A 12,650-nucleotide genomic window follows, 5' to 3' on the forward strand; every position below is an offset into this window, starting at 1 on the left:
GTGACCGGACGACTGTCACAGCCGACCGCTACGGTTCTCGGGTAGCACCGACACGGGAGGTCGACAGCGGTGTCCGAAGGCGGCGGCGTGTCCGAAGAAGCGGTTCCCCCAGCGGTCGACGCCGCCCAGGACGCGGCGGCGGGTGCCGAGCCGACCCCGGCGGCCCGGGAGCGGCACGCCACGCTCAGCCAGGAGCTGACCGAACACCAGTACCGCTACTACGTCCTCGACGCGCCGACCGTCACCGACGCCGAGTTCGACAAGCAACTGCGGGAGCTCGAGGCGCTGGAGGCCGAATACCCGGCGCTGCGCACCCCCGACTCGCCCACCCAGCGGGTCGGCGGCACCTTCTCCACCGACTTCACCCCGGTCGCGCACGCCGAACGGATGCTCTCGCTCGACAACGCCTTCGCCGACGAGGAACTGGCCGCCTGGTCCGAGCGGGTCGAGCGGGACGCCGGCGGCCCGGTGCCCTACCTGTGCGAGCTGAAGGTCGACGGGCTCGCCATCAACCTGACCTACGAGAAGGGCCGGCTGGTGCGCGCCGCCACCCGGGGCGACGGCCGCACCGGCGAGGACGTCACCGCCAACGTGCGCAGCATCAAGGGCGTGCCGGCCCGGCTGACCCCGGCCGACGACTTCCCGGACGTGCCCGACCTCCTGGAGGTGCGCGGCGAGATCTACTTCCCGGTGGCCGCGTTCGCCGACCTGAACGCGAGCCTGGTCGAGCAGGGCAAGGCGCCGTTCGCCAACCCGCGCAACGCCGCCGCCGGCAGCCTGCGGCAGAAGGACCCCCGCGTGACCGCCTCCCGCCCGCTGCGCCTGGTGGTGCACGGCATCGGTGCGCGCACCGGGTTCCGGCCGGCCGCGCAGTCCGAGTCGTACGCCGCGCTCAAGGCGTGGGGGCTGCCCACGAGCGACCGGTGGCGGGTGGTGGACGACCTGGCCGGCGTCGCGGAATACATCGCCTACTACGGCAAGCACCGGCACGACGTCGAGCACGAGATCGACGGCGTGGTGGTCAAGGTCGACCCGGTCTCCATCCAGGGCCGCCTCGGCTCGACCAGCCGCGCGCCCCGCTGGGCGATCGCCTTCAAATACCCGCCGGAGGAGGTGAACACCAAGCTGCTCGACATCGAGGTGGAGGTCGGGCGCACCGGCCGGGTCACCCCGCGCGCCGTGCTCGAACCGGTCCGGGTGGCCGGCTCCACCGTCGCCTACGCCACCCTGCACAACGCCCGCGAGGTCGAGCGCAAGGGCGTGCTCATCGGCGACACGGTGGTGCTGCGCAAGGCCGGCGACGTGATCCCCGAGGTGCTCGGCCCGGTGGTCGAGCTGCGCCCGGCCGACGCCCGCCCGTTCGTCATGCCGACCACCTGTCCGGCCTGCGGCACTCCGCTCGCGCCGGCCAAGGAGAGCGACGTCGACATCCGCTGCCCCAACGGGCGGGCCTGCCCCGGTCAGATCCGCGAGCGGGTCTTCTACCTGGCCAGCCGCAAGGTGCTCGACATCGAGGTGCTCGGCGAGAGGGGCGCGGCGGCGCTGCTGGACGCCCAGATCATCACCAACGAGGGCGACCTGTTCCAGCTCGACGCCGAGCAGTTGAGCCGGTCGCCGTTCTTCGTCAACAAGGACGGCAGCCTGGGCAGCAACGCCACCAAGTTGCTCGACAACCTCGCCGAGGCCAAGGAACGCGACCTGTGGCGCGTGCTGGTGGCACTGTCCATCCGGCACGTCGGCCCGACCGCCGCCCAGGCGCTCGCCCGGCACTTCCGGTCGGTCGCCGCGATCGAGGCCGCCGGTGAGGAGGAGCTGTCCTCGGTGGACGGCGTCGGCCCGACCATCGCGGCGAGCGTGAAGGAGTGGTTCGCCGTCGACTGGCACCGCGACGTGGTGCGCAAATGGGCCGAGGCGGGCGTACGGATGGCCGAGGAGGCCGCCGACGAGGGGCCGCGACCGCTCGACGGCGTCACGGTGGTGGTCACCGGCACGCTGAGCGGGTTCAGCCGCGACCAAGCGGCCGAGGCGATCCAGGTCCGGGGCGGCAAGGTGACCGGCTCGGTCTCCAAGAAGACCGGTTTCGTGGTGGTCGGCGACAACCCCGGCTCCAAGGCCGACAAGGCCGCCACCCTGAAACTGCCGATCCTCGACGAGGACGGCTTCCGGGTGCTGCTCGACTCCGGCCCGGAGGCGGCCCGCGAGGTGGCCCGGGTGGAGGACTGACGGGGCTGGTCACGGCGATCGTTCGCGGATACCAAGTTAATTACGACTCCGACCGATTCGTGACTGTCGTGTCGGGGAAATCGCCTCGGAGGGCGTTTCATTGGCGTACGACGCGTGACGGCGCGCGCCAGGACATTCCCCGGGAGGTGCGATGGAGACCGGCGACCCGCGTAACTCCGTCCCGCCCGGGCGGAGCGGGCCGTTCTTCGGCTTCGTCGCCGCGATCGGCGCGGTCGCCCTGCTGGTCTCGGCCGGGCCGCTCGTCGCGCTCACCGACCGGCTGACCGAACTGCCGGCCGCGTTCTGGACCATGGCGGTGCTCGCCGTCGCCTGCGACGCCCGCCCGTTCGTCCCGCCCGGCCGCCGGCAGACGTCTGCGGTGTTCCCGTCGACCTGCTTCACCTTCGCGATCCTGCTCGGCTGGGGCTTCGGCCCGGCCGTCGCGGTGCAGGCCGTCGCCGTGGCGGTCAGCGGCTGGCGACTCGGGTACGCCCCCTGGCGCACCGGCTTCAACGCCGCGCAGTACGCGTGCGCGCTCGCCGCCGCGTACGCGGTCACCCGGCTCGGTCCGGGCGAGCTGTTCGGCGGCGGCCGGCTGCACTGGACCGACGTGGCGGCGGTGGGCGGCGCGACGCTCGCCTGGTTCGTGGTCAACTACGGGCTGGTCAGCTCCGCGGTCCGGCTGCGGTTCGGCGACAGGTGGTGGCCGAGCGTCCGCAGCGGCCTGGCGTACGAGCTGCTGTCCACCGGTTCGCTGCTGCTGCTCGCGCCGGTGCTGGTGGCCGCCGCCCGGGCCAGCGCGGCGCTGATCCCGCTGGTGCTGGTGCCGCTGTTCGCCGTCTACCGGATGGCCCGGCTCTCCGAGGAACGGGAACAGCTCGCCGACGTGGACCCGCTCACCGGGCTGCCCAACCGCAAGGCGCTGCTGACCGAGGTGGCCGAGCAGGTGCACCTGCACGGCGAGCGGGCCGCTCGGGGTGCGCCGGACGCGCACCTGGCGCTGCTGCTGCTCGACCTCGACCGGTTCAAGCACGTCAACGACGCGCTCGGGCACGCGGTGGGGGACCGCCTGCTGGTCGAGGTGAGCGCCCGGCTGATGGGCGCCGTGGGCGCCGGTGACATGGTGGCGCGGCTCGGCGGCGACGAGTTCGCCATCGTCGTACCCCGGCTCGCCGACATCGACCAGGCCCGCGAGCGGGCCGACCGGGTGGTCGCCGCGCTCGCCGAACCGGTGCCGCTGGACGGGCTGCCGCTGGACGTGGGCGGCGCCATCGGCATCGCGCTCTACCCCGACCACGGCGAGGACTTCGCCACCCTGATGCGTCACGCCGACGTGGCCATGTACGACGCGAAGCACCGCAACGACACGGTGGCGGTGTACGCGCCGGAGTCCGACCACAACTCGGCCGAGCGCCTCAGTCTGCTGGCCGACCTGCGCCGGGTGCTGGAGTCCGGCCCGTCCGCGCAGGGCGGGGAGACGGTGGGCGTACGCGGGGGTGACGGCGCGGCCCTGACCCCGGCGCTGCCGGTGCGCGCCGACCGCCCGGCCCGCAACCAGCGCCCGGCGCGCGACGGCGGCCGGGGACGGTCCGGCGACGGGCCGAACCGGTGGCTGCGGCGACGCCGCGACCGCGCGGAGGAGCGGCACGACGACGACCTGATCGAGCAGATCCTCACCGGCGCCGACCCGATCCGCCGCCGGGCCGCCCGGGCCGGCGCCGGCACGGGCGCGGGTCCGCTCGTGGTCGGCGACGCGGAGTTCGCGCCGGAGACCGCCGACGCCGACGTCACCCAGGACGCGGAGGCGGCCGTGAGCACCGGCGCGCCGGGCGTCATCGGGCCGACCGCCGACGGGAGCACCGCGGCCGAGGCGGACGAGCCGGCCGGGCACCCGGGTGAGATCACCATGTACTACCAGCCGCAGATCGCCATCGCCACCGGCGAGGTGGTGGGTGTCGAGGCGCTGCTGCGCTGGCGGCACCCGCGCCGGGGCATGGTCGACCCGGGCGAGCTGATCCAGGTCGCCGAGCAGAGCGCGGTGATGCGGCTGCTCACCCGCCGCGTGGTCGACGACGTGGTGGAGCAGCTCGCCAAGTGGTCCGCAGCCGGGCTCACGCTGCGGGCCGCGCTCAACGTCAGCGTCCGGGACCTGCACACCGGCGAGATCGCCGACCAGATCGCCGACCGGCTGACCCGGTACGGCGTGCCGCCCGAGCGCCTCCAGGTGGAGATCACCGAGGGGGCGCTGATGGCCGACCCGCGACGGGTGCTCGCCAGCATCACCCAACTGCACCGCATCGGCGTCGGCATCGCGCTCGACGACTTCGGCACCGGCTACTCGTCGCTGCAACACCTGCGCCGGCTCCCGCTGTCCGAGGTGAAGGTGGACAGGTCGTTCGTCCTCGGGATGGCCGAGGACCCGGACGACGCGGCGATCGTCCGCTCGATGATCGAGCTGGCCGGCGCGCTCGGGCTGCGGGTGGTGGCCGAGGGCGTGGAGGACGAGCGCACCTGGCGGCTGCTGCACGCCGCCGGGTGCGACGTGGCGCAGGGCTGGTTCCACGCCCGGCCGATGCCGGCCGAGGACCTGGTGGCCTGGCTGTCCCGCTACCGTCCGGTGCGCCCGGCGGAGGCGGTGAGCCGCGGCGGTCCGGCGCCGGAGGGGGAGTCGAAGGCGTCGTCGTGACGGCGGGACAATAGACTCGCTCCGGTCACCGCGCGTCATCGAGCACGCCTGCACGCGCGGCCGGTCCGTCGCAGACGTCTCAGGACAGCCACGAAGGGGGCACTGATGGCCGCCATCTCCCGCGAGGAGGTCGCGCACCTCGCGCGACTGTCGCGGCTCGCCGTCACGGATGAGGAACTGGACACCTTCGCCGGCCAGCTGGATGTGATCCTCCAGTCGGTCGCGCAGGTCGGCGAGGTCGCCGCGGCGGACATCCCGCCGACGTCCCACTCCGTGCCGCTGACGAACGTGCTCCGCGAGGACGTGGTGCGGCCGGGCCTGACCCCGCAGGAGGCGCTGTCGGGCGCCCCCGACGCCGAGGAGCAGCGGTTCCGCGTCCCGCGGATCCTGGACGAGGATGTGGCCTCATGAGCGAGCGCAGCGAGCGAATCATCAGGCTCAGCGTGGTTGTCGGTCGTGACGGCACGGAGCGAAGCGGAGTGCCGGCATGACCGACCTGAGCAAGCTGACCGCCGTTGAGATCGCCGGACTGGTGGCGAGCGGCGAGACCTCCGCGGTCGAAGTCACCCAGGCGCACCTGGACCGCATCGCCGCCGTCGACGACCGGGTGCACGCGTTCCTGCACGTCGACACCGAGGGGGCGCTGGCGGCCGCGCGTGCCGTGGACGAGCGCCGCGCCGCCGGTGACGAACTGGGCCCGCTCGCCGGTGTGCCGGTCGCGGTGAAGGACGTGCTCACCACCAAGGGCGTGCCGACCACTGTCGGGTCGAAGATCCTGGAGGGCTGGCGCCCGCCGTACGACGCGACGATCGTCGAGCGGCTGCGCGACGCCGGCACGGTGATGCTCGGCAAGACGAACATGGACGAGTTCGCGATGGGCTCCTCCACCGAATACTCCGCGTACGGGCCGACCCGTAACCCGTGGGACACCGACCGGATCCCGGGCGGCTCCGGCGGTGGCAGCGCGGCGGCGCTGGCCGCGTACGAGGCGCCGCTGTCGATCGGCTCGGACACCGGCGGCTCGATCCGCCAGCCCGGCGCGGTCACCGGCACCGTCGGCGCGAAGCCCACCTACGGCGGCACCTCCCGCTACGGCCTGGTCGCGTTCTCCTCGTCGCTGGACACGCCCGGCCCGTGCGCGCGTACCGTGCTCGACGCCGCGTTGCTGCACCAGGTGATCGGCGGTCACGACCCACGCGACTCCACCTCGATCCCGGCCCCGGTGCCGGACGTGGTGGCCGCGGCGCGGCTCGGCGCCACCGGCGACCTGACCGGCGTGAAGCTCGGCGTGGTCACCGAGTTCACCGGCGAGGGCGCGGAGCCGGGCGTGATGGCCGCGTTCCGCGAGTCGGTCGAGGCGCTGGCGAAGCTGGGCGCCGAGATCGTCGAGATCTCCTGCCCGCACTTCAAGTACGCGCTGCCGGCGTACTACCTGATCGCGCCCAGCGAGTGCTCCTCCAACCTGGCCCGGTTCGACGGCGTCCGGTTCGGCCTGCGGGTCGGCGACGACGGCAACCGGTCGCTGGAGGAGGTCATGTCGCTGACCCGCGAGGCCGGCTTCGGCCCCGAGGTCAAGCGGCGCATCATGATCGGCACGTACGCGCTCTCGTCGGGCTACTACGACGCCTACTACGGCCAGGCGCAGAAGGTCCGCACGCTCATCACGCGGGACTTCACCAGCGCGTTCGAGCAGGTCGACGCGCTGATCTCGCCGACCACGCCGTTCGTGGCGTTCCCGATCGGGTCGCGTACCGCCGACCCGTACCAGATGTACCTGGCCGACCTGTTCACCATCCCGACGAACCTGTACGGCGGCCCGGCCATCTCGGTGCCGTGCGGCCTGTCCGAGGGGCTGCCGGTCGGCTTCCAGATCATGGCGCCGACCATGGCCGACGATCGGATGTACCGGGTCGCGGCCGCGCTGGAGGGCGCCGTCGGCACGCTCACCCCGCCGGCGCTCTGAACCACGGGTACGGAGGCGGCCCGGCCGCCTCCGTACCGACACGGTGATCACCGATCAGTGGATTGCCCGGGGTCACTGGCACTGGTCGAATAGACTCCGAGTCTGCTGGTTCGACTGGACTGCGGCCCGCTGGCGGACGCGAGCGGTTCCGACCGAGAGCTGGATGTGCGATGGGGACACTTCGTCCGGTCATGGCCCTGACGATGGTCGTCGCGCTGCTGCTGGGCGCCGGGCAACCGGCCGCCGCGCAACCGGGCACCGCCGCCACCGAGGCCGTCACCATCACCTCGGGCAAGCCCCGGTCGGTCATGGTCATCGGGCAGGTCTACGCGATCCACACCGTCGAGGCGACGGGTGGCACGGCGCCGTACCGGTTGTCGGTGGCCTCGGGCGGTCTGCCGCCGGGGATGCTCGTGGTCGGTACGTCCCTCGGTGGCGCGCCGACGACGCCCGGCACGTACACGTTCACGTTGCGGATGACCGACAAGAACGACCTCTTCGGCGAGCAGACGGCGACCATCGAGGTACGCGAGCAGAAGGTCGTCATCACGTCGGGCAAGCCCCGGTCGCCCATGTACCTCGGCCGGGTGTACGCGATCCACACGGTCGAGGCGACGGGTGGCACCGCGCCGTACCGGTTGTCGGTGACCTCGGGCGGTCTGCCGACGGGGATGCTCGTGGTGGGGACGTCGCTCGGTGGTGCGCCGACCACGCCCGGGACGTACACGTTCACGCTGCGGATGACCGACAAGAACGACCGCTTCGACGAGCAGAACGTCACAGTCGTCGTCGCCGAGGCGGTGACCGCGTTCACCTCCGGCGAACCGCCCGCCGCCACCGTCGGTAAGCCGTACTCCTTCCGGTTCACCGCCGACGGCGACTCGGACATCGCGTTCGCCCTGGCCGCCGGGGCCCTGCCGGACGGTCTCACCCTCGACGAGGCGGGCAAGCTCAGCGGCACCCCGGGCAGCGCCGGCACGTTCACCTTCACCGTCGCGGCGAAGGGATACAGCACCAGCGCCACGAAGCAGGTGTCGCTGACCGTCGCCGCGCGGCCCCAGAGCACCCCGACGGCGTCCCCGACCGGCTCGACGCCCGACCCGGCCGACCCGACTGCGACGCCGACGCCGAGCGACCCGGCCGCCACGCCGTCGGAGAGCAGCAGCACCCCGGCGCCCCAGCCGACGCCCTCGCCGTCGAAGGTGAGCGGCGCGTGGCTGCCGATCACCGGGCCGGGTTCGCCGCTCGTCCTGCTGCTGTTGAGCGTCGTGGCCTTCTCCGTCGGCGGCATCCTGCTCGTGCTCGCGTACAACCGGCGGCGGACCTTCACCACACCCGAGTGACACCCGGCCCGGGCCCGGTCGTCGTGGCGGGCCTGGTGCGGTGATCTCGAAGCCCGGCAGCGGGGTGGCTCGGCCAGCCGATTAGGCTGGAACGGTTCTGTCCGGATCGCGCCTGGAGCTCAGATGACGACGACACTGCCCGCGTACGACGAGGTCGTCGCGCGCTTCGAACCGGTGATCGGCCTGGAGACCCACGTCGAGCTGGGCACGAACACCAAGATGTGGTGCGGCTGCCCGACCGATTTCGGCGGCGAGCCGAACACCCGGGTCTGCCCGGTCTGCCTCGGCCTGCCCGGATCGCTGCCGGTGGCGAACAAGGCCGCCATCGAGGCGACCATCCGGATCGGGCTGGCGCTGAACTGCTCGATCGCCGAGTGGTGCCGGTTCGCCCGGAAGAACTACTTCTACCCGGACATGCCGAAGAACTTCCAGATCAGCCAGTACGACGAGCCGCTGTGCTTCGACGGCTACCTGGACGTCGAGGTCAACGGCGAGCTGGTGCGCATCGGCATCGAGCGGGTGCACCTGGAGGAGGACACCGGCAAGACGCTGCACGTCGGCGGCGCCACCGGTCGCATCCACGGCGCCACCGAGTCGCTCGTCGACTACAACCGGGCCGGCATCCCGCTCGTCGAGATCGTCACCAAGCCCATCCCCGGCACCGGCGCGCTCGCGCCCGAGGTCGCCCGCGCGTACGTCACCGAGCTGCGTGACGTGATCCGCTCCCTCGGCGTCTCCGACGTGCGGATGGAGGAGGGCTCGCTGCGTTGCGACGTCAACACCTCCCTGAACCGGCCGGGTGAGGAGTGGGGCACCCGCACCGAGACCAAGAACGTCAACTCGCTGCGCTCGGTCGAGCGGGCGGTCCGTTCGGAGATGCTGCGCCAGGCGTCCGTGCTGGAGGCCGGTGGCCGGATCACCCAGGAGACCCGGCACTTCCACGAGGACACCGGCGACACCACGTCGGGCCGGTCCAAGGAGACCGCCACCGACTACCGGTACTTCCCGGAGCCGGACCTGGTGCCGCTCGCCCCGGACACCGCGTGGGTGGCCGAGCTGAAGGCCGCCCTGCCGGAGCTGCCGCGGCTGCGCCGCAAGCGGATCCAGCAGGAGTGGGGCCTGTCCGACCTCGACATGCAGTCGGTGGTCAACGCCGGCGCGGTCGAGCTGATCGAGGCGACGGTGGCCGCCGGTGCGACCCCTGCCGCCGCCCGCAAGTGGTGGCTGGGCGAGCTGTCCCGCCGCGCCAACGAGACCGGCGTGGAACTGGCCGACGTGGGTGCCACTCCGGCGCAGGTCGCCGAGCTGCAGGGCCTCGTCGACGCCGGCAAGCTCAACGACAAGCTGGCTCGTACCGTGCTCGAGGGCGTGGTGGCCGGTGAGGGCTCGCCGACCGAGATCATGACCAACCGCAACCTGGAGGTCGTCTCGGACACCGGCGCGCTCACCGCCGCAGTGGACGAGGCGATCGCCGCCAACCCGGACGTCGCCGACAAGATCCGCAGCGGCAAGGTCGCGGCGGCCGGCGCGCTGGTCGGCGCGGTCATGAAGACCACCCGTGGCCAGGCGGACGCGAAGACCGTCCGCGAGCTGATCCTGGCGCGCCTCGGCGCCTGACGTACGTAAGGAAGGGCCCCTTCTTAACGCCTGGTGCATGGGAAGGGGCCCTTCCTAACGCCTCGCCACCCCCTCCCCGGACAGGGCGTCAACGGCGACGCCCGGATGGAGTCACCGTGAACCAGCACGACCTCGACGTCCTCGACGAGATCCAGCGCCGGGTGCTCTGGCTCGCCACCCGCATCGTCGACGCGGCCAACCACGACCGCGACACCGGTGACGGGGTGAAGGTCGGCGGCCACCAGGCGTCAAGCGCCTCCCTGGTCACCGCGATGACAGCGCTCTGGTTCCACCACCTCGACGCCGAGGACCGGGTCGCGGTGAAGCCGCACGCCTCGCCGGTGTTCCACGCGATCCAGTACCTGCTCGGCAACCTCGACAAGTCGTACCTGCCGAAGCTGCGGGCACGCGGCGGGCTCCAGTCGTACCCGTCGCGTACCAAGGACCCGGACGAGGTGGACTTCTCCACCGGCTCGGTCGGCCTGGGCGCTGCCGCGCCGCTGTTCGCCGCCGTAACCCGCCGCTACGTCGACGCGCACTTCGGCCCGCGCCCGCACTCCCGGTTCGTCGCCATCATCGGTGACGCCGAGCTGGACGAGGGCAACATCTGGGAGGCGGTCGCCGACCCGGCCACCACCGGACTCGGCAACGTGATGTGGCTCGTCGACTTCAACCGCCAGTCACTGGACCGGGTCGTCCCCGGCATCCGCATCAACCAGTGGCGCGGTCAGTTCGAGGCGGCCGGCTGGCACGTCGTGGAGGTCAAGTACGGCCGTAGGCTCGCCGAGGCGTACGCCCGGCCGGGTGGCGCGGCGCTGCGCGACTGGATCGACCGGATGCCCAACGAGCAGTACCAGTCGCTGTTCGGGCTGGCCGGGCCGGCGCTGCGCAAGCAGTTCCTGGACGGCGCGCCGGCCGAGGTGGCCGCGTTCGTCGCCGACATCGGCGACGACGAGCTGGGCCCGCTCGTCACCGACCTGGGCGGGCACGACGCGCAGGCGATGCTCGACGCGTACGCCCAGTGCGACGCGGTCACCGACCGGCCCAGCGTCGTGTTCGCGTACACGGTGAAGGGCTGGGGTCTGCCGATCGCCGGCAACCCGCGCAACCACTCGGCGCTGCTCACCACCGAGCAGATCGACGCGCTGCGCGCCGCGCACGGCCTGACCGTCGAGACCGAGTGGGACCGCCTCGACCCGGCGACCCCGGCCGGCATCCGGGCCGGCGAGCGCCGGGAGGCGCTGTCCCGCCGGCCGCGCGAGCGTGCGCTGGGCGTCACCGTTCCGGAGACCACGAGGGTACGCGCGAACAAGCCCGTCTCCACCCAGGAGGTCTTCGGCCGGGTGCTGGTCGACCTGGCACGCGATCCGCAGGTGGCGCCCTACCTGGTGACCACCGCGCCGGACGTGGCCACCTCGACGAACCTGGCCGGGTTCATCAACAAGACGGGCGTGTTCGCCCCGACCGAGCAGCGTTCCTGGACCGAGGACCGGATGCTGCGCTGGACCGAGAGCCCCGCCGGGCAGCACATCGAGCTGGGCATCTCGGAGATGAACCTGTTCCTGCTGCTGGGCCAGCTCGGCCTGTCGTGGGACCTGTCCGGCCAGCCGCTGCTGCCGGTGGGCACCGTCTACGACCCGTTCGTGCTGCGCGGTCTCGACGCGTTCCTCTACGGCACGTACTCCGGTTCCCGGTTCGTGGTGGCCGGCACCCCGTCCGGCATCACGCTGGCCCCGGAGGGCGGCGCGCACCAGTCCACCATCACCGCGTCGGTCGGCCTGGAGCTGCCCGGGGTGACGTTCCTGGAGCCCGCGTACGCCGGCAGCCTCGACTGGCTGCTCTGCGACGCGCTCGGGCAGATCGCCGGCGGCGCCGCTCCGGCCGCCACCGCCGCGCCGGCCGAGGACGGGGCGTACTACTTCCGGCTCAGCACCCGGCCGATCGACCAGGCGCCGTTCGAGGCGGCCCGGGCGCGGCTCGGGGACGCGGTGCTGCGGCGGCAGGTGGTGGCCGGCGCGTACCGGCTCGTCGACGCGCACCAGGCGTACCCCGATCTGGCTGACGCCCCGGTCGTGCAGCTCGCCGCCTCCGGCGCGGTGCTGCCGGAGGTCCTGGCGGCCGCCGCGGAGCTGGCGGAGGAGGGCGTCGCCGCGCACGTGGTCGACGTGACCAGCCTGGACCGGCTCTACCGTGCGTGGCAGCGGACGCTGCGCCAGGGCGTGCGGACCGCGACCGTGCCGAGCGTGCCCGGCGCGCTGCGGTCGGCGTTCGCCGACCGGGTGCCGGTGGTCACCGTGCACGACGCCGCGTCGCACGCGATGGCCTGGCTCGGCTCGGCGGTCGGCGCCCCGGCGGTGCCGCTCGGCGTGGACGAGTTCGGCCAGTCCGGCAGCGTCCGGGAGTTGTACGAGCTGCACGACCTGCTGCCCGGCAGCATCGTCAACGCCGCGCTGGCCGCGATCGCGTTGCGCTGAGGCGCGCGTCCGTTGCGCTGACCGCACTCCGCCACGGGGCCGGCCGGACAGCCCGGGCGGTGGCTGGTTTTCCCTCACGGAACGTGACGGCTGGATTGGCTGCGGAGAGTAACCGCCTCTGGTGGCCTCGGGATTCACCTCTCGGCCCCTTTGCTCTGCAGCCACATCCGCATCACCGCCCTGAGCTGGGACGGAGTGGAGTGCCCACCGCTCTGCATCCACCCAGGCGGCGACTCTCGGTGCCTGCTGCGCCGATGGGTGCAGAGCAAAGTCGGCGGCGGGGCATCCCCGTGCCGGACGGGCTTCGTGACGCCGAGTCACCGGGTGTCAGTGCGGCAGAGCGC

The 12,650-nt window shown here is 72.8% G+C and carries 7 protein-coding genes; all 7 read left to right on the forward strand.

Features of this window, described 5'->3' with window-relative positions; translation table 11 throughout:
* The first annotated feature begins 69 nt into the window (after window positions 1–69).
* The 7 genes from ligA (at window position 70) to SM452_RS11850 (ending at window position 12,306) form a co-directional block, all read left to right on the forward strand.
* Window positions 70–2,223 (forward strand): NAD-dependent DNA ligase LigA, encoded by a 2,154-nt coding sequence (gene ligA, locus SM452_RS11820; RefSeq protein ID WP_410054939.1) that lies wholly within the window; start codon window positions 70–72, stop codon window positions 2,221–2,223.
* A gap of 151 nt (window positions 2,224–2,374) precedes the next feature.
* Entirely contained in the window at window positions 2,375–4,909 is a 2,535-nt protein-coding gene (locus SM452_RS11825; protein WP_463839920.1) for a putative bifunctional diguanylate cyclase/phosphodiesterase, read from the forward strand.
* A 105-nt stretch (window positions 4,910–5,014) separates the two neighbouring features.
* A complete protein-coding gene (gene gatC, locus SM452_RS11830; RefSeq protein WP_135243672.1) occupies window positions 5,015–5,320 on the forward strand; it encodes an Asp-tRNA(Asn)/Glu-tRNA(Gln) amidotransferase subunit GatC in 306 nt (101 codons plus the stop codon).
* 76 nt (window positions 5,321–5,396) lie between these two features.
* Entirely contained in the window at window positions 5,397–6,872 is a 1,476-nt protein-coding gene (gene gatA, locus SM452_RS11835; protein WP_355507495.1) for an Asp-tRNA(Asn)/Glu-tRNA(Gln) amidotransferase subunit GatA, read from the forward strand.
* Window positions 6,873–7,063: 191 nt separating this feature from the next.
* Entirely contained in the window at window positions 7,064–8,215 is a 1,152-nt protein-coding gene (locus SM452_RS11840; protein WP_355507498.1) for a putative Ig domain-containing protein, read from the forward strand.
* 123 nt (window positions 8,216–8,338) lie between these two features.
* Window positions 8,339–9,832 (forward strand): Asp-tRNA(Asn)/Glu-tRNA(Gln) amidotransferase subunit GatB, encoded by a 1,494-nt coding sequence (gene gatB / locus SM452_RS11845; RefSeq protein ID WP_018786240.1) that lies wholly within the window; start codon window positions 8,339–8,341, stop codon window positions 9,830–9,832.
* Window positions 9,833–9,948: 116 nt separating this feature from the next.
* Complete coding sequence (locus SM452_RS11850) at window positions 9,949–12,306, forward strand: transketolase-like TK C-terminal-containing protein (protein WP_262014710.1); 2,358 nt, start codon at window positions 9,949–9,951, stop codon at window positions 12,304–12,306.
* Window positions 12,307–12,650: the final 344 nt, after the last annotated feature.

The sequence above is a fragment of the Micromonospora sp. SYSU B005 genome (assembly GCF_055362685.1).

What these genes read in the sequence shown, in the direction of transcription:
- SM452_RS11840 (WP_355507498.1), top strand. Translation starts at nt 7,064, where the DNA reads ATGGCCCTGACGATGGTCGTCGCGCTGCTGCTGGGCGCCGGGCAACCG.
- SM452_RS11825 (WP_463839920.1), top strand. Translation starts at nt 2,375, where the DNA reads ATGGAGACCGGCGACCCGCGTAACTCCGTCCCGCCCGGGCGGAGCGGG.
- gatA (WP_355507495.1), top strand. Translation starts at nt 5,397, where the DNA reads ATGACCGACCTGAGCAAGCTGACCGCCGTTGAGATCGCCGGACTGGTG.
- gatC (WP_135243672.1), top strand. Translation starts at nt 5,015, where the DNA reads ATGGCCGCCATCTCCCGCGAGGAGGTCGCGCACCTCGCGCGACTGTCG.
- gatB (WP_018786240.1), top strand. Translation starts at nt 8,339, where the DNA reads ATGACGACGACACTGCCCGCGTACGACGAGGTCGTCGCGCGCTTCGAA.